This window comes from Dactylosporangium sp. NPDC050688, from assembly GCF_040654515.1.
GTDB lineage: Bacteria > Actinomycetota > Actinomycetes > Mycobacteriales > Micromonosporaceae > Dactylosporangium.
In genome coordinates this window covers 70,864-86,832 of record NZ_JBFAIC010000015.1, presented here as the reverse complement: position 1 = coordinate 86,832, position 15,969 = coordinate 70,864, and the positions used below count along the sequence as shown (strand labels likewise).

The 15,969-nt window shown below is 73.2% G+C and carries 15 protein-coding genes and 1 pseudogene; 9 read left to right on the top strand and 7 right to left on the bottom strand.

Annotation, left to right across the window (positions count from 1 at the left end):
* Positions 1-90: 90 nt before the first annotated feature.
* From AB0H83_RS17220 to AB0H83_RS17210, 3 genes and pseudogenes are all read left to right on the top strand, one after another.
* Positions 91-1,377, top strand: a pseudogene (locus tag AB0H83_RS17220) (GGDEF domain-containing protein); the annotation flags it as partial.
* A gap of 86 nt (positions 1,378-1,463) precedes the next feature.
* A complete protein-coding gene (locus AB0H83_RS17215; protein ID WP_360094308.1) occupies positions 1,464-1,622 on the top strand; it encodes an EAL domain-containing protein in 159 nt (52 codons plus the stop codon).
* The gene (locus tag AB0H83_RS17210; protein WP_360094052.1) at positions 1,619-2,962 is read left to right on the top strand and encodes a PAS domain S-box protein; all 1,344 of its coding nucleotides are present in this window, start codon (positions 1,619-1,621) and stop codon (positions 2,960-2,962) included. The genes AB0H83_RS17215 and AB0H83_RS17210 overlap by 4 nt, the downstream gene beginning before the upstream one ends.
* On the opposite strand, the gene AB0H83_RS17205 is transcribed toward AB0H83_RS17210, so the two are convergent.
* A complete protein-coding gene (locus AB0H83_RS17205; protein WP_360094049.1) occupies positions 2,941-3,144 on the bottom strand; it encodes a hypothetical protein in 204 nt (67 codons plus the stop codon). The two genes, AB0H83_RS17210 and AB0H83_RS17205, sit on opposite strands and share 22 nt — an antisense overlap.
* A gap of 170 nt (positions 3,145-3,314) precedes the next feature.
* Here AB0H83_RS17205 and AB0H83_RS17200 point away from each other — a divergent pair, with 170 nt between their 5' ends.
* Positions 3,315-4,175 (top strand): aldo/keto reductase, encoded by an 861-nt coding sequence (locus AB0H83_RS17200; protein WP_360094046.1) that lies wholly within the window; start codon positions 3,315-3,317, stop codon positions 4,173-4,175.
* A 175-nt stretch (positions 4,176-4,350) separates the two neighbouring features.
* Here the strand turns inward: AB0H83_RS17200 and AB0H83_RS17195 are convergent, their stop codons facing one another.
* Complete coding sequence (locus AB0H83_RS17195; protein WP_360094043.1) at positions 4,351-4,776, bottom strand: MarR family transcriptional regulator; 426 nt, start codon at positions 4,774-4,776, stop codon at positions 4,351-4,353.
* Positions 4,777-4,860: 84 nt separating this feature from the next.
* Here AB0H83_RS17195 and AB0H83_RS17190 point away from each other — a divergent pair, with 84 nt between their 5' ends.
* On the top strand, positions 4,861-6,648 hold the full coding sequence (locus tag AB0H83_RS17190) for an ABC transporter ATP-binding protein (RefSeq protein WP_360094040.1): 1,788 nt from the start codon (positions 4,861-4,863) through the stop codon (positions 6,646-6,648).
* Between the two features lie 52 nt (positions 6,649-6,700).
* Positions 6,701-6,940, top strand: a complete 240-nt coding sequence (locus tag AB0H83_RS17185) for a hypothetical protein (protein ID WP_360094037.1) — start codon at positions 6,701-6,703, stop codon at positions 6,938-6,940.
* Between the two features lie 436 nt (positions 6,941-7,376).
* Here the strand turns inward: AB0H83_RS17185 and AB0H83_RS17180 are convergent, their stop codons facing one another.
* The 4 genes from AB0H83_RS17180 to AB0H83_RS17165 all read right to left on the bottom strand — a co-directional run bounded on the left by AB0H83_RS17180 (position 7,377) and on the right by AB0H83_RS17165 (position 11,137).
* Positions 7,377-8,270, bottom strand: a complete 894-nt coding sequence (locus tag AB0H83_RS17180) for a glycoside hydrolase family 88 protein (RefSeq protein WP_360094034.1) — start codon at positions 8,268-8,270, stop codon at positions 7,377-7,379.
* 4 nt (positions 8,271-8,274) lie between these two features.
* The gene (locus AB0H83_RS17175) at positions 8,275-8,712 is read right to left on the bottom strand and encodes a nitroreductase family deazaflavin-dependent oxidoreductase (RefSeq protein ID WP_360094032.1); all 438 of its coding nucleotides are present in this window, start codon (positions 8,710-8,712) and stop codon (positions 8,275-8,277) included.
* A gap of 37 nt (positions 8,713-8,749) precedes the next feature.
* A complete protein-coding gene (locus AB0H83_RS17170) occupies positions 8,750-10,087 on the bottom strand; it encodes an AI-2E family transporter (protein ID WP_360094029.1) in 1,338 nt (445 codons plus the stop codon).
* 141 nt (positions 10,088-10,228) lie between these two features.
* Positions 10,229-11,137 (bottom strand): lipocalin family protein, encoded by a 909-nt coding sequence (locus AB0H83_RS17165; RefSeq protein ID WP_360094026.1) that lies wholly within the window; start codon positions 11,135-11,137, stop codon positions 10,229-10,231.
* Positions 11,138-11,375: 238 nt separating this feature from the next.
* On the opposite strand from AB0H83_RS17165, the gene AB0H83_RS17160 reads away from it, so the two are divergent.
* Positions 11,376-11,657, top strand: coding sequence for a DUF3040 domain-containing protein (locus tag AB0H83_RS17160; RefSeq protein ID WP_360094023.1), 282 nt, complete (start codon positions 11,376-11,378; stop codon positions 11,655-11,657).
* A 90-nt stretch (positions 11,658-11,747) separates the two neighbouring features.
* Positions 11,748-12,482: a 3-keto-5-aminohexanoate cleavage protein gene (locus tag AB0H83_RS17155; protein ID WP_360094020.1), complete on the top strand. Its 735-nt coding sequence runs from the start codon at positions 11,748-11,750 to the stop codon at positions 12,480-12,482.
* A gap of 195 nt (positions 12,483-12,677) precedes the next feature.
* Here the strand turns inward: AB0H83_RS17155 and AB0H83_RS17150 are convergent, their stop codons facing one another.
* Entirely contained in the window at positions 12,678-13,487 is an 810-nt protein-coding gene (locus AB0H83_RS17150) for an NAD-dependent protein deacetylase (protein ID WP_360094017.1), read from the bottom strand.
* A 104-nt stretch (positions 13,488-13,591) separates the two neighbouring features.
* On the opposite strand from AB0H83_RS17150, the gene secA2 reads away from it, so the two are divergent.
* Complete coding sequence (gene secA2 / locus AB0H83_RS17145) at positions 13,592-15,919, top strand: accessory Sec system translocase SecA2 (RefSeq protein ID WP_360094014.1); 2,328 nt, start codon at positions 13,592-13,594, stop codon at positions 15,917-15,919.
* Positions 15,920-15,969 lie beyond the last annotated feature (50 nt).

The window sequence follows — 15,969 nt, the reverse complement described above, 5'->3', positions numbered from 1 at the left end:
CGGGTGCACACAACGAGACGGGTGCTGGTGGCCTTCGCCGTGGCCGGGATCATCGCGTCGTCGGTGACGACCGGCCGGCCCGGGCACCTCATGTGGCTGCTGACCGCGGTCGTGTGCGCGGCGCCGCTGCTCGTGCGGGCGTGGCGGGAGCGCGCCGCGATCGCCGGGCCGTGGCGGCTGATCGCGCTCGGCTTCGGGGCACGGGCCGCCTCCGACGCCGTCTGGACCCTGGAGGGCCTGCCGCACGACGGGGCGGTGCCGTTCCCGGCCTGGAACGACCTCGGCTACCTGCTGTCCTACGGGCTGCTGCTGGCGGGCCTGGTCCGCGCGACCGGCGGGCGGGCCCGCACGGCGCTGCTCGACGCGTCGGTCATCGCGGCCGGGCTGGCGCTGGTGGACTGGGTGTTCCTGATCCACCCGTACCTGCACCACGCCGAGCCGGGCGGCCCCGGCGCGACGATGCTGGCGCTGCTGTACCCGGTCTGTGACCTGGTGCTGTTCGCGACGGCGGTGCGGGTGCTGTTCACCGACGCGTGGCGCCGCCCGGCGAACCGGTTCGTGCTGGCCGGCCTGGGACTGCTGCTGGCGGCCAACTTCATCTTCTTCGCGCACGCCGCGACGGGCACGACCCGCACCGTCGACACCGTCGACAACGCGTTGTGGCTGCTGTCGTACCTGGCGCTCGGCCTGGCCGGGCTGCAGCGCACCGCGCCCGGGTCGGCGCCCGCCGGGCGCGGCGACGGCCACGTGGTGTCGCGCGGCCGGATCCTGACCTTCGGGGCGGCAGCGATGATCGGCCCGCTCGCCTTCCTCGTCCCGGGCGGCTGGGCCGGCAGCAGGGCCGGCGCCGACCACCAGCTGGTGCCGGCGCTCGTGTCGGCGGCGCTGTCGTTGCTGCTGGTGCTGCGCCTCGGCGGCCTGGCCAGGGTCGCGCAGCGCCGCTCGGCGGAGCTCGACCGGCACGCCGGCGAGCTGCGGCGCCGCGGCGAGGAGCTGGCCGAGGCCCTGGTCGAGCGGGAGTCCCTGGAGCACCAGCTGCGGCACGGCGCCCTGCACGACCCGACGACCGGCCTGGCCAACCGGGCGCTGCTGACCCAGCGCATGGAGTGGGCCCTGACCAGGGCCGACGACCAGCGCCGGCACGCGCTGATCCTGCTGGACCTGGACCGCTTCACCGACGTCAACGACGCGTACGGGCGCGCCTTCGGCGACGAGGTGCTGGTCGCGGTCACGGCCCGGCTGCTGGCCGCCGCCGCGCCCACCGACACCGTGGCCCGGCTCGGTGGCGACGAGTTCGCGCTGTTCGTCGAGGACGTCGACCCGCTGCGGGCCGGGCATCTCGCCGAGCACCTGCGGGCCGAGCTGAAGGCGCCGCTCGCGGCCGGTGCGCGGACCGTACACCTGACGGCCAGCATAGCGCTGGTGCACCTGACGCCGAAGGCCGCGCCCCGCGACGCCGGCAGCTGCCGGCGATCGCGGAGGGCATCGAGACGCAGGACCAGGCGCGGCTGCTGCATGACCTCGGCTGCCGGCTGGCGCAGGGTTACCACTTCGCGCGGCCCGGACCGGTCGCCGAGGTCGACGCCGCGTTCCTGCGCCTCAACCCGGCGCTGGCCGCGTGAAGGGACGGCTGCTGCGCGACCCCGCGCTCATCGGCCTGGTCGCCGGATCGGCGCTCGTCGTCGGGTGCCTGCTCACCGGCGCCGGCGGGGTCCGGCTGTTCTGGTCCGTGCTGCCGGCGTCCGACCTGCTCGCCTGGGTCTTCGCGCGGCGGGTCGCGGCCATGCCGGAGGTGCCGGCCGCCGCCCGCCGGTTCTGGCGGCAGGCCTCGCACGCCGCCGTGTTCTTCGTCGCCGGCGACCTCAGCCAGACCGCCGTCGCGTGGCTGCACCCGGGGTCGGCGGCGGCGGTGCCGAACCCGTTCCAGGCCGGCGCGATCCTGGCCGGGGCGTGCTGGCTGATCTGGGCCATGCTCACCCACCCGGCGCCGCTGGCGACCGTGCGGTTCTGGCTGGACGCGGGGTCGGTGCTGGTCGGCGCCGGGGTGCTGATCTGGCTGCTGCTGCGGCCCGAGGCCGGCGGCTCGCCGATCGCGCTGCTGCTCGGCGCGGTGATCACCGCGTTCGCCGCGTTCGCCGCGTTCGCCGCGTTCGCCGCGTTCGCCGCGTTCGCCGCGTTCGCCGCGGTGAAGCTGGTGCTCAGCGGCGACGCGCCGCTGAGCGTGCTCGCCGCCGCGCCGATGGTGGCGGCCGCCGCCATCCAGGGCGTGGTGGGCTCGCTCGTCACCTCCGACGGCCGACACCTGCGCCTGCTGCTCGCCGCGCAGGTGCTGCCGGCGCTGCTGATCGCGGTCGGGCCGCGGCTGCAGGAGCACTCGGTGCGGCTCGACCCGCGCCGCTCGGCGCAGCGCACCCGGCGGCCCTACAGCCTGCTGCCGTACACGACCCTCATCGGGCTCTTCGCGGCCGTGCCGGTCGTGGTGCGCGACGGGCTGGGCCCCGACGTGTGGGTGCTGCTCGGCGGCCTCGCCGCGACCACCGCGCTCGTCGTCGCCCGCCAGCTGCTCGCATTCCGGGAGAACACGGCGCTGCTGGCGGAGCTCGGCGCCCAGCGGGAACACTTCCGGTCGCTGCTCGCCCACTCCACCGACATCACCTCGATCGTCGACGTGACCGGCGCGCTGACCTACGTGAGCCCGGCGACGGAGCGGCTGCTGGGCAAGTCACCGGCCGCGGTGCTCGGCACGGCCGTCGTGTCCCACATCCACCCGGACGACCTGCCGGCGTTCGCCGCGGCGATGGGCACGCTGCGGGCCACCCCGAACGCGTCGGTGAGCTACCAGCTGCGCTACGCCCACGCCGACGGCTCCTGGCGCTGGCTGGACGCCGAGGCGCTGCTGCAGCGCGCCGACGCCCGCATGTACGCGGTGAAACGCGAAACTCAGATGTCCTCGTCGAGCTGAGTCGCGCGGCGCGGGTCGCGCACCAGCGCGCCGGTCGAGTCGACGGCACCGTCGTCGATGCGCCCGCCGCGCGCCTCGTGCACGGCACGGCTCTGCGCCTGCTCGTACTCGCGCCGCGCGGCCGCCCTGGCCTGGCCTTCCGGGCTGGCGGGGTCCACCCCGGTCGGGTCCTCTGCATTCATCGGATCACTCCCAACGGTTCGCGTGAGGGGGTCACGATACCCACTCCGCTCTTGCCGAATCCATAAGCAATTCACCACTGATCCCACCTGCCGGGCGCGGAATACTCCTGCCCCGTGGATAGGTTTGGCTGGTTGCCTGCCTTTCTATCTTCCTTAGGAGAACCCGCCGCATGTCAGAGCAGACCAGCACCGCCGGGGCGGCCGGCACCATCGACCTCGGCGGTGACCTGACCGTCAACCGGCTCGGCTTCGGCGCCATGCGCATCACCGGCGACGGCATCTGGGGCGGACCGCCGAGCCGGTCCGACGCCGTGGCGGTGCTGCGCCGGGCCGTGGAGCTCGGCGTGAACTTCATCGACACCGCCGACTCCTACGGTCCCGACGTCAGCGAGGAGCTGATCGCGGAGGCCCTGTACCCGTACCCCGAGGACCTGGTCATCGCCACGAAGGGCGGCCTGGAGCGGCCCGGCCCCAACCAGTGGACCGCGAACGGCGACCCGGCCCACCTGCGCAAGGCCCTCGACGGCAGCCTGCGCAAGCTGCGGCTGGAGCAGATCCCGCTGTACCAGTTCCACCGCCCGGACCCGGCGGTGCCGCTGGAGGACTCGATCGGCGCGCTCGTCGAGGCCAAGGACGCGGGCAAGATCCGCCACATCGGCGTCTCGAACTTCACCGAGGAGCAGCTACGGGTGGCACAGCGGCTCACCCCGATCGTGTCGCTGCAGAACCGGTACAACGTCGACGACCGCGGCTCGGAGTCCCTGGTCGACCTGTGCGAGCAGGAGCAGATCGTGTTCCTGCCGTGGGCGCCGATCCAGAACCTCGACGGGGTGAGCGCCGTGGAGGAGATCGCCCGGCGCTACGACATCACCACCCGCCAGCTGGTCCTCGCCTGGCTGATCGGCCGCTCCCCGGCGATCCTGCCGATTCCCGGCACGGGCTCGGTGTCGCACCTGGAGTCCAACGTGGCCGCCGCGTCGGTCGCCCTGACCCCGGCGGAGATCGCCACCATCACCGCCGCGACGAGCTGACCCTTTCGGTTCTTTCTCCGCCGGCGGCCCCTTCGTCGTGGGGTCGCCGGCGGCGCCTTTGTCATGGGGTCGCCAACGGCGCCTTTGTCATGGGGTCGCCAGCGGCCCCTTTGTCGCGTGGAGTCGCTGGCGGCGCCTTTGTCGTGGCGGCGCCTTTGTCGTGGGGTCGCCGGCGTCAGCCTTTCAGCACTCTCAGGATTCTGGCCAGGGTCTCGCGGTCGTCGGCGTCGAGGCCGGCGAAGAACCGCTCGGCCTCGGCGTGCCGGGCGGCGCGGATCGCCCCCGCGGTGGCCTGCCCGGCGTCGGTGAGCGCGACGAGCGTGGCCCGCCGGTCCGCCGGGTCCGGCCGGCGCTCCACCAGGCCGCGCTCCTGCAGCCCGTCGACGACCTCGGTGGTCGAGCGCGGCGCGATGCGCAGGTGCTCGGACAGCTCGCTGAGGCGCATGACCCCGTGCCGCATGAGCACCGCCACGGCGCGCGACTGCCCGGGCGTGATCCCGATCGGCTCCAGGGTCTCGTGCGTCAGGTGCCGCAGCCGGCGCGCGACGCTCCAGAACACCTCGGCGAGACTCTCGTCGCCGGATCGGTCGGCATCCTTCACGGGAATACGGTAGCAGGGGTTGGTGTTGGAGCCTCATAGTGAGGTAACCTCACCATAACGTCACCCGACAGAAGGCGAGTTCTCTTGGAACCCCAGTACCGGACCCGACCCCCACGCGAGCTCAGCGCCGCGGACAAGTCCCGCGCCAAGACCGTCTCCCTGGCCCGCATCGGCCGCCTCTTCACCCCGCACCGCGGCCCCCTGGCCACGGTCGTCGCCATCATCGTCGTGTCCTCCGCGCTCGGCGGGGCGTCGCCGTTCCTGCTGCGAGAGGTCATCGACGTCGCGCTGCCCGAGCGCGACACCACGCTGCTGATCTGGCTGGTCGCCGGCATGGTCACGGTCGCCGCGGTCACCTCGGCGCTCGGCGTCGTGCAGACCTGGATCTCCACCAAGGTCGGCCAGCAGGTCATGCACCGCCTGCGCACCGACGTCTTCAGCCACCTGCAGCGGCAGTCCGTCGGCTTCTTCACCCGGACCCGCACCGGCGAGGTGCAGTCCCGCATCACCAACGACATCGGCGGCATGCAGAGCGTCGTCACCTCGACCGCCACCTCGATCGCCGCCAACCTCACCACCACGGTCGCCACCGCGGTCGCCATGGCCGCGCTGTCCTGGCGGCTGTCGCTGGTCTCCCTCGTCGTGCTGCCGCCCGCGATCTACGTGACCCGCAAGGTCGCCGGGATGCGCCGCGAGATCACCGCGCAGCGCCAGCGCGAGTTGGCCGACCTCAACGTCACGATCGAGGAGGGCCTCTCGGTCAGCGGCGTGCGCCTGAGCAAGACCATGGGCGCCGGCGCCGCCCTCGTCGACCGGTTCACCGCCTCCTCCAACCGCCTGATCGACCTGGAGCTGCGCTCCGAGCTCGCCGGGCGCTGGCGGATGGCGTCGATGAACATCATCTTCGCCGCGATCCCGGCCGTCATCTACCTCAGCGCCGGCCTGCCGCCGACCGCCGGCTCGCTGAGCATCGGCACGCTGGTCGCGTTCACCGCACTGCAGTCCGCGCTGTTCCGGCCGCTCATGGGCCTGCTCGGCGTCGGGGTCTCGCTCACCAGCTCGCTCGCCCTCTTCGCGCGCATCTTCGAATACCTGGACCTACCCGTCGAGGTCGACGACCCGACCGACCCCGTGCCGCTGCCGCGCGCCACGACCCGCGGCCACCTGCGCTTCGAGGACGTCACCTTCAGCTACCCGGGCAGCGACGCCGCCGCGGTCGCGGGCGTCAGCCTGGACGTGCCAGCCGGCACCTCCCTCGCCCTCGTGGGTGAGACCGGCTCCGGCAAGAGCACCATCGCCTCGCTCGTCGCCCGCCTGCACGACCCCACCGGCGGCCGGATCACCATCGACGGCGTCGACCTGCGCGACGTACGCCTCACCGACCTCGCCGGGGTGGTCGGAGTGGTCAGCCAGGAGACGTACCTGCTGCACACCACCATCCGGGAGAACCTGCGCTACGCGAAGCCCGAGGCTACCGACGAGGAGCTCGTCGAGGCCGCGAAGGCGGCGCGGATCCACGACTTGATCTCCCGCCTGCCCGACGGCTACGACACGATGGTCGGCTCCCGTGGCTACCGCTTCTCCGGCGGCGAGCAGCAGCGCATCGCCATCGCCCGGACGCTGCTGCGCGACCCCCGCATCCTCGTGCTCGACGAGGCGACCAGCGCGCTGGACACCGAGACCGAGCGGGCCGTCCAGCGGGCCTTCGACGCCCTGGCCGAGGGCCGGACCACGATCACCATCGCGCACCGCCTCTCCACCGTCCGCGACGCCGACCAGATCCTGGTCATCGACCACGGCCGGGTCGTGGAGCGGGGCACGCACGCCGCGCTGCTGGCGGCCGACGGCCAGTACGCGGCCCTGGCGGCCTGACTCAGTGACTTCCCCGATGCGCCGGCCGTCGCGGCGGGCGCATGCTGGACGCATGGGCCGACTCCTCGCAGGGACCGTGGCCGTCGTCGTCGGGCTGTTCGTCGCCGGCGCGATCGCCGTCTGGCTGTTCAAGGCACTCCTGGGTGCCGCCTTCTACCTCATCGTCGGCGCGGTCGTGGTGGGTGGGGCCGTCTGGCTCTACGGCCGGACCCGCCGGAGCCTGTCGAGCGGCAGCCGCAACCAGCGCCGCCTCGAGGCGACGCTCGCCACCTGGCGCCAGCGCCGCCACTGACTACGCGCTGCCAGGCGGTGGCCGGTCACGCAGCGACCGCCCACTATGATCCCGCCCGGTTGATCGAAGTCGCGCCGTGGTCATCCAGACGACCGGCACGCGACTTGGATCACCCGCGGTGGCCCGGCCGGCGCGACGGCGGCCACGCGGTGGTCCGGCCGGCAGGACGGGACCACCGGCGTCGCCTTGAGGCGACGCTCGCCACCTGGCGCCAGCGCCGCCACTGATGCGCTGCCAGGCCGCGGGCGGTGGCCGATGCCGTCGCGGGTCGCGGGCGACTCACTGCTGATCTTGCTGCTTGATCGAAGTCGCGCCATGGTCGTCCCGACGGCCGGGACGCGACTTCGATCACCGCGGTGCCGGCCGCCGCGCGCGTGAGGCCGCCGCGCGTGTGAGGCCGCCGCGCGCAGAGCGGGCCCCGCCCGCGTGGCCCCGCTCAGGCCTCGAGGCGGGCGGCCGCGGCCGTGGCGAGGAGGTGGAAGGCCTGGGCCTCGGCGGAGGTGCCGGGCCGGTCGAACGTCGGGGCGCCGCACACCTGGGTGACCAGGCCGTCGGCGGTGACCAGCGGCGCGACTGCGGCGAGCAGAGAGCGGCCCACCTCGGCGTAGGACGGCGGGAGCCAGCCGTCGGCGACGCCGGTGCAGGTGGTGTACGCGAGCATCTGCGCGACGTTCGCCTCGGGGAAGGACGCCGGGTCGTCCAGGACGTTGCCGAACAGGCCGTCGGGGCGGCGCAGCGCCAGGCACGCGTCGACGATCTCCCGCGCGTGGGCGGCGAGGTCGGGCCGCAGCGACGGGTCGTGGCGCAGCGCGCGGGCGATGCCGGCGGCAACCCAGCCGCTGCCGGTGCCCCAGCGCTCGGGCGCGGTGAGGGCGGCGGTGTCCTCGTCCCAGCGGGCCGCGTAGAGACCGCCGGTGCACAGCCGCTCGCGGTGCCCGCTGACCTGCCGGACGGCCTCGCGCGGGTGGCCGGTCGCGGCGAGCAGCGGCACCACCATGTACACGGTGTCGGCCCACACCTCGCGACCGCCGACGACGTGGAAGAGCGTGCCGTCGGCGGCGCGAGGCGCGCGGGTCAGCAGCCAGTCGAGCTGGGCGCCGAGCGCCGGGTGGCCGATCAGGGCCTCGCCGCAGGCGGCGCCGTTGACCGAACCGGACTCCTCCCCCACCGTGCCGAGCCGGCCGTCGGCGCTCTGGTGCACGGCGGCGTCCAGGGCGAGCAGCCGGGCGAGATCGGTGTGGCCGAGGTCAAGCAGGGCGTGCGAGGCGACGCCCTGCTCCCACGAGTGGCGCTGCATGGCGAGCAGCGCGAGCAGGACCGGGTCGAGCACCCCGTCAGCTCATCGGCGTGAGCACGAAGACGGGGATCTCCCGGTCGGTCTTGGTCTGGTAGCCCTCGTAGTCGGGCCAGGTCTCGTTGGCGCGCTTCCACCAGGCGGCGCGCTCCTCGCCGGTGGCGAGGTGGGCGGTGTAGTCCTTGCGGACCGGGCCGTCCTGCAGCTCGACGTGCGGGTGGGCGATGAGGTTGTGGTACCAGACGGGGTGCTTCGAGGCGCCGCCGTTGGAGGCGACGACCGCGTACTCACCGTCGTGCTCGACGCGCATCAGCGGATTCTTGCGCAGCTTGCCGGTCTTCGCGCCGAGGGTGGTGAGCAGGATGATCGGACGGCCACGCAGGGTGTTGCCCTCGGCGCCGTTCGTCCGCTCGAACAGCGCGGCCTGGTCGTTGGCCCAGTCGGCGGCGCCTGGTTCGTACTGTCCGGTCAGCGGCATGACAGCTCCTCACGTGAGACGGTACGCGTGATCAACTCTACCCGTGCGCGCTGGTGCTGCCGGACGTCTCGGGATCCGGTAGGTCCTCGCCGGGCGGGGTGGCCGCGGCCGGTTCGGAGGCGGGTTCGGACGCGATGGGGCCGCCGTCGGACTCGTCGGCGGGTTGGGTGCCTGGTGGCTCCTTGTCCGATGTCGGCTCGCCGTCGGGGTGGGCGGCGAGGTACCGGACCGCGGTGTTGCCGACGGCCAGCAGCGGCACGGCGACGAGGCCGCCGACGATGCCGGCGGCGACCACGCCCGTGGTGATCGCGAGGATGACCGCCAGGGGGTGCAGCGACACGGCGCGGCCCATGATGAGCGGCTGCAGGACGTGGCCCTCCAGTTGCTGCACGGCGATGACGATGGCGAGGACCAGCAGCGCGTGCAGCGGATCCTTGGTGACGAGCGCGACGAGCACGGCGACGGCGCCGGACAGGGTGGCGCCGACGACCGGGATAAACGCGCCGAGGAAGACCAGCGCGGCGAGCGGCAGCGCCAGCGGGATGCGCAGGATGGCCAGGCCGATGCCGATGCCGACGGCGTCGACGAACGCGACGAGGACGGTGGCCCGCACGTACGACACCAGCGTGAACCACGAGTAGTGCCCGGCGCGGGCAGCGGGCAGCCGGGCAGGGCGGGGCAGCAGGCGGCAGAGGAACTCCCAGATCTGCCCGCCGTCGCGCAGGAAGAAGAACAGCGTGAACAGCACCACGAAGAAGCCGGTGAGGACCTCGCCGAGGGTGGTGGCAGTGGTCAGGGCGCCGGAGGTGAGCGCGCCGCGGTTCGCCGTCACCTGGGCGCCGATGCCGTTGATGGCGGCGTCGACCTGCTCCTTCGACACGTGCAGCGGGCCGCGGGACAGCCAGTCGCGGATCTCGTTGACGCCGCCGGCGACCTGTTCGGAGAGGCTGTCGAACTGGGCGATGAACGTCTGCACGATGATGCCGAGGCCGCCGAAGACGACGACGAGCCCGCCGACGAGGACGATCCCGGCGGCGAGGGAGCGCTGCACGCCGCGCCGGCGCAGGCCCGCGGCGGCCGGTTCGAGCAGCGCCGCGAGCAGCAGCGCGACGACGACCGGGATCACCATCAGGCGCAGCGCGCCGATGAGACGCAGCAACAGGTACCCGGCGAGGATGAACAGCACGATCCGCCACGCCCACGCCCCGGCCACCCGCACACCGCGCGGGATGCCGTCGTCCACTGTGGAGCGCTGGTCCACCACCAGGACGTCCCGGTCGGGCACCTCCCGGCGGAACTCGGGCACGACGCCGGTCCTGCGGGCCGTGGTCAGCCGGGCCTTCGCCCGGTCGGACACTTGCGCGATCCAGGTCATGCCGACGCCTCCGCTTCGCTCCGGCGCCGGCCTGACAAGCACTGCGCCCTCGATGACCGGTCCTCCGCTCCGCTGCGGCCCGGCCATTCCCGGCCTGTACCCCCCGACGGACGATGCCAATCGAGGGGTTTCGCGGGGCGGCTACTTGACCCGGTCGAAGCGGCTGAACGCGTCGGGGTCGTCGGTGTTGGAGGTGCGCCACACGTCGCCGACGCACGTGTAGTTGTTCGGGTCGAGGTTGGGCTCGAGGTTGATCGTGCCGGCCTTGCGCCCGTCGACGGAGATCACCACGGAGGCGTTGCTCTCCTTGCCGGCATACTCGATCGTCCGCCCGGTGGTCTTGATCGCCCAGTCGGTCGTGCCGGAGAACGTGGCGTTGATGCTGCGGCCCTTGTCGTCCTTGCCGGCGTAGACGGTCTTGGTGTCGTCCTCGACGGCGGTGCCGTCGGCGTTGATCGTCCAGCGCTTACCGCCACCGGTCATCTTGACCTTGCCGATGCCCTCGCGCTTGTCGACGTCGGTGCCGGTCAGATCGACGAGCTTCTGGTAGCTGGTCTGGTTCCATGTGCCGATGAGGCAGGGGTCGACCGGTCCGGCGTAGGACGTCGGCGCCGTGCCCGGGCCGGCCGCCGGCTCCTTCTTGCTCTTGTTCAGCGCGACGACCACGACGGCGACGGCCATCACGGTGAGCAGCACGGCGGCGGTGACGAGCATCGGCAGCAGCCGGCTGCCGCGCGACCGGGACACTGGGGCCCCGCCGGACGTCGGCATCGCGTAGGGGGTGGCCGGCGGTCCGCTGTAGGGCACCGACGAGTTGGGCGCGATGGCGTACGGCTGGGCCGAGTAGGGCTGGTTCGGGTACGACGGCTGCTGCGGCTGCTGGTACTGCGCCGGGTACTGCTGCGGCGGCGGGCCCGGCACCGGGTACTGCTGGGGCGGCTGCCCCTGGACCGGGTACTGCGGGTACTGCGGCGCCGGCTGGCCCTGCTGCGGATACTGCGGACCCGGCTGCGCTTGTTGCGGGTGCGGCCACTGCTGCGACGGATCCACGATGTTCCTCCCCGATGCCATACCTGTTCCGCCGTAGAGGATGGCACACGGGACCCTGGCTCGCAGAATGCGAGAAGCGACATATGGTGCATTTACCTGGTCAGTTCACAACCTGGCAGGCTGGGAGTTTGCCAGTGGCGCCGATCGACCGACCCCAAACCCGCCGAAGTGTGTGACCATCGAGCGGAGCGGGTACACGTCGCGCACCGGGCAGGCCCGTCGGAGGAGGTTGAGCATCATGCTCAGCGAGAGCGAGCAGCAGCGGCTCGCGGACATCGAAGCCGCACTGCGTAATGACACGCGGTTCGTCAACGGGTTCAACCGGGCGATGACCCGCCGAGTCACACCCCGTCGCATCACCGCGGTCGCCATCGCCATCGCCGGCGTCCTCGGCGTCGTCGTCGGCCTGGCCGCCGGCAGCGTCGCGGGCACGGTCCTGGCCATCTGCGCCGTCGGCGTCGCCGGGGGCGTGTGGACCTGGCGACCGCCGCGCCAGCCGGAGCCCCCCATCACCCCATAAGGTCTGCGCACGCCCAACCCCCGAAGGCCCCGCCGGCCGTCGGGGGTTCGTGCACTGCGCCCTGCCGCCGGGCGACGTAGGATTTGCCCCGTGTTGTCCCCCATCGCCCGGATCAAGGTCGCGCTGAACGGCGGTCGCCACCCCGGCGCGCACCCGGCGCTGCCCTGCACCCCGGCCGAACTGGCCGGCGCCGCCCGCGAGGCCGTCGCCGCCGGCGCCGAGGCCGTCCACCTGCACCCGCGCGACACGGGCGGCCGCGAGTCGCTCCACGCGGCCGACGTGGGCGCCGCGGTGGCCGCGGTGCGCGAGGCCTGCCCGGCCACGCCGGTCGGGGTCACCACCGGGCTGTGGATCACCGACGGCGACGCCGCGGCCCGGCAGCGCGCGGTAGCCGGCTGGGCCCAGCTGCCCCCGGCGCGGCGGCCGGACTTCGCCTCCGCCAACGTCGCCGAGCCCGGCCTCACCGACCTGGTCACGAGCCTGCGCGAGCTCGGCGTCGCGGTCGAGGCCGGCGTCTGGTCGCTCCAGGACGCCTCGGCGCTGTCCATCGTGGACGACCTGCCCCGCGTCCTGATCGAGGTCATGTCGCCGCGGACCGATCCCGTGGCGGTCCTGGCCCGCCTGGACGAGCTCGGCGTGCCCGGCGAGCGGCTCCTGCACGGCGAGGGCGAGCTGTGCTGGCCGATGGTCGCGCTGGCCGGCCGGCTCGGCCTGCCGACCCGCATCGGCCTGGAGGACACGCTGACCGCCCCAGACGGCTCCCCCGTGACCGGCAACGCGGAGCTCGTGCGCCACGCCCTGTCGGTGTGGGCGGCGGCCGGCTGAGAACGTGTCGCGGCGGCCGGCTGAGAACGTGTCACGGCGGCCCCACTGAGAACGTGTCAAGACGGCCCGACTGAGAACGTGCCGCGGCGGGCGGACGACCTCAGGCGGCCGGCTGAGGTAAGTTTCGCGGCGGCGGGGGTCCGAAGGCCGCTGCGCCGGGGGCACCGAGGCCGCTGCCCGGCGGCGGGCACAGCCTCAGGCGACCGACTCGGCCAGCCGCGTGAGTGTCGCGCCGAGCGGCGCGTCCACCAGGACACCGGCCAGCTCGTCGCTCTTCGTGGGGCCCTGGTTGACGATGGCGATCGGCACGCCCAGCTTCGCGGCCCGGATGACGAACCGCCGCCCCGACAGGACCGTGAGCGAGGAGCCCAGCACCAGCAGCGCCGCGGCCCGCTCGACCAGGTCGAAGCTCGCCCGCACGCGCCCCACCGGCACCTGCTCGCCGAAGAACACCACGTCGGGCTTGAGCATCCCGCCGCACGCCGCGCAGTCGACGGTGACGAACCCGGCGGCCTGCTCGTCGGTCAGGTCGACGTCGCCGTCGGGGTTGATCCGGCCGGCCAGCTCGGCGAAGTCCGGGTTGGCCGCCCGCAGCCACCCGTCCAGGTCCGCCCGGGCGGTCAGATCGCCGCAGGCCAGGCAGACCACCCGGTCCAGGCCGCCGTGCAGCTCGATGACCGGGTCGGCGCCGCCGGCCTGGTGCAGGCCGTCGACGTTCTGCGTGATCACACCCATGACCAGGCCGCAGCGCTGCAGCCGGGCGACCGCGCGGTGGCCGTCGTTGGGAGCCGCCGCCGCGATCGTGCGCCAGCCCAGGTAGCTGCGCGCCCAGTAACGCCGGCGGGCGACCGGGTCGCCGGTGAACGTCTGGTAGGTCATCGGCGTCCCGCTGCGCCGCAGTCCGCTCGGGCCGCGATAGTCCGGAATGCCCGACTCTGTGGACAGCCCGGCACCGCTGAGGACCACCACCCCGCCCTGCCGGACGAGCCCGCTCAACCGCTCCACCGGACCATTGTCGCTCGGGGTACCGGCAGCGCCCGGCCGCCAGCCTGCCGGCCGGACGTGATGGGGCGCACACGCCCGCCGGGCGGGGACGTATCGTGGGGGCCATGGGTTTGGTGAGCAAATTCAACGCGTGGCGTCGCAAGCTGCAGGAGCAGCCCGGCACCACGATCGACCTCGAGCCGATGCAGGCGCTCCTGCCACTGATCGAGGAGCGCGAGGCCGAGCTGTCCGAGCTCACCGACGACGAGCTGCGGGCCGCCGCGACCGCGCTGCACCAGCGGGAGGACCCGCAGGACTTCGTCGAGGCGTGCGCCCTCGGCCGGGAGGCCGCCAAGCGGGCCCTCGACGAGCGCCCCTATGACGTGCAGCTGCTCGGCGCCCAGGTGCTCCTCGCCGGTCACGTCGTGGAGATGGCCACCGGTGAGGGCAAGACCCTGACCGCCGCGATCGCCGCCGCCGGATACGCCGCGATGGGCCCCGTCCACGTCATCACGGTCAACGACTACCTCGCCCGCCGTGACGCCGAGTGGATGCGCCCGGTCTACGAGCTGCTCGACCTCACCGTCGGCTGGGTCAACGAGTCCTCGACCCCCGAGGAGCGCCGCGCGGCGTATGCGTGCGACATCACGTACGTCTCGGTCAGCGAGGCCGGCTTCGACCTGCTCCGCGACAGCATCGTGACCGACACCGCCGACCGCGTGCACCGCGAGTTCGGCACCGTCATCATCGACGAGGCCGACTCGATCCTCATCGACGAGGCCAAGGTACCGCTGGTCCTGGCCGGTTCGACCATCGACGAGAAGGACTCGCCGGTCGCGATCGCCGAGATCGTCAGCGGGCTGCGGCGCGACCACGACTACGAGGTCGTCGACGAGGGCCGCACCGTGCATCTCACGTCGGAGGGCCTGGCCAAGGTCGAGAAGCTGCTGGAGCTCGACCTGTACGCGGCCGAGCACATGGACTCGCTCACCGCCGTCAACCTGGCGCTGCACGCCGAGGCGCTGCTGGTCCGCGACGTCGACTACATCGTGCGCGACGAGAAGGTCGAGCTCATCGACGAGTTCCGCGGCCGGGTCGCCCAGCGCCGCCGCTGGCCCGACGGGCTGCAGGCCGCGGTGGAGGCCAAGGAGAAGATCCGCAGCAGCGGCGGCGGCACCGTCCTGCAGACGATCACGGTCCAGGCGTTCCTCACGCAGTACAAGAAGATCTGCGGCATGACCGGCACCGCCCTGCCGGTCGGCGACCAGCTCCGCGAGTTCTACAAGCTGGAGGTCGCGGTCATCCCGCCGCACCTGCCCAACATCCGCAAGGACTGGCCCGACCGCGTCTACGCCTCCGCCGAGGAGCGCGACATCGCCGTGGTCAACGAGATCGTCGCGATGCACGCCACCGGCCGCCCCGTCCTCGTCGGCACGCTCAGCGTCGCGGAGTCCGAGCAGCTCGCCGCCACCCTCGCCGAGGAAGGCGTCGAGTGCGTCGTGCTCAACGCCAAGAACGACGAGAAGGAGGCCGCGATCGTCGCGGAGGCCGGCTCGTTCAACGCGGTGACCGTCTCCACCCAGATGACCGGCCGCGGCGTCGACATCCGCCTCGGCGGCAGCGACGAGAAGGACCGCGAGCGGGTCGAGGGCCTCGGCGGCCTGTTCGTCATCGGCACCGCCCGCAACGACAGCCGCCGCATCGACGACCAGCTCCGCGGCCGCGCCGGCCGGCAGGGCGACCCTGGCGAGTCGATGTTCTTCGTCAGCCTCGAGGACGAGCTCATCCAGCGCTACGGCCCCGAGCCCATGCCGATGGGCAGGGCCGACGCCGACGGCGCCATCGACGACGAGGACGTCCGCTGGGCGATCGGCTCGGCGCAGCGCGTCGCGGAGACCGTCAACCTGGAGATCCACCGCAACACGTGGCGCTACAACTACCTGCTCGACCAGCACCGCCAGCTGCACGCCAAGCGCCGCGAGGAGCTGCTCACCACCGACGCCGCCGGTGAGCTGCTCGCCGAGCGGGCCCCCGACCGGTACAACGAACTGGCGGAGGAGCTCGGCGAGGAGGCGGTGCTGCGCATCGCCCGCACGATCGCGCTGTTCCACGCCGACGCCGCGTGGTCGGAGCACCTCGCCGACATGAGCGAGCTGCGCGAGGGCATCCACCTGCGGGTCCTCGGCGCCCAGGACCCGCTCGACGAGTTCCACCGCGAGGCGATCCCGGCCTTCCGCGGCCTGCTCGCCGAGATCGACAACCGCACGGTCAAGGAGTTCGAGGAGCTCGAGATCGACGGCCCCGACTGGCAGCCGGCCGACGCCGGCCTGGTCCGCCCGAGCGCCACCTGGACCTATGTGGTGAGCGACAACCCGTTCGGCTCGGAGATGGAGCGGTTCTTCGCCGGCATGGTGAAGCTGTTCCGCAGCGGCAAGGGCGTCAAGAAGAGCTGACGCACCGCTTCCGTGACGGCCGCCGCGGGGTTCCGCGGCGGCCGCCGGGG